Here is a 724-nt window from a genome sequence, read left to right on the forward strand (position 1 = left end):
CATGAACATTGCCCAAGGTATGACTAGTTTGATCGTTCCGATGTATTGGTCAAAAATATCTGGGCCAATTAAAAAACGGGGTGTATCCTGATAGCTTGCAGCAATTTTTACAGGGTTACCGAGTTTTTGGAGTACGGTTTTCACATCAGATTCTGAATATTGCTCAGGCAACATATTCTCTATAGTAGCCTTTAGATCAAGCAATATTTCTTCACGCCGCGTATTCTTATGTAGCTTTTTAGACACTTCATGAAGATAAGAATCAATTAAAGTCATTCAAATTCCTCCTTTAATCATTTTCAATGCTCATGATTTATTGTGGTAATATATGTTATTATGGCATCTAAAAATTAATATGAAAAAATCAAGAACAACATGCAATTCTTTAAAAATGGAGGGGAAATGGTGAGAGTGATAGAGAAAATAGTAAAGGAACAAGACTTTGTATCCTTTGTAAATATCGTTGTAGGAGCCTATCCGGGAAGAATGGATGGGGCACAACCGACAAAAGAGCGGCTAAAGAATCTATTTATGTACAATCAGAGCAATGACAAGTCTCTTCATTATTATGGACTATGGGAAAATGACAAACTCATAGGTGGTATGCGACTACATGACTTTCAAATGAGCCTATTCTCTAACATGCTACCAGTCGGTGGGGTAGGATTAGTTGCAGTGGATTTATTATATAAAAAAGAGAAGGTTGCAAAGGAATTAATCGAGC

2 protein-coding genes are annotated in these 724 nt (G+C 36.0%); one reads left to right on the forward strand and one right to left on the reverse strand.

The features are described from left to right. On the reverse strand, positions 1 to 276 hold a 276-nt coding region (locus RT445_RS20015; protein WP_396631817.1), incomplete at its 3' end, for an HAAS signaling domain-containing protein. 126 nt (positions 277 to 402) lie between these two features. On the opposite strand from RT445_RS20015, the gene RT445_RS20020 reads away from it, so the two are divergent. Then, on the forward strand, positions 403 to 724 hold a 322-nt coding region (locus RT445_RS20020; protein WP_313471397.1), incomplete at its 3' end, for a GNAT family N-acetyltransferase.

This window comes from Lysinibacillus sp. (assembly GCF_032093475.1).
Lineage (GTDB): Bacteria > Bacillota > Bacilli > Bacillales_A > Planococcaceae > Lysinibacillus > Lysinibacillus irui.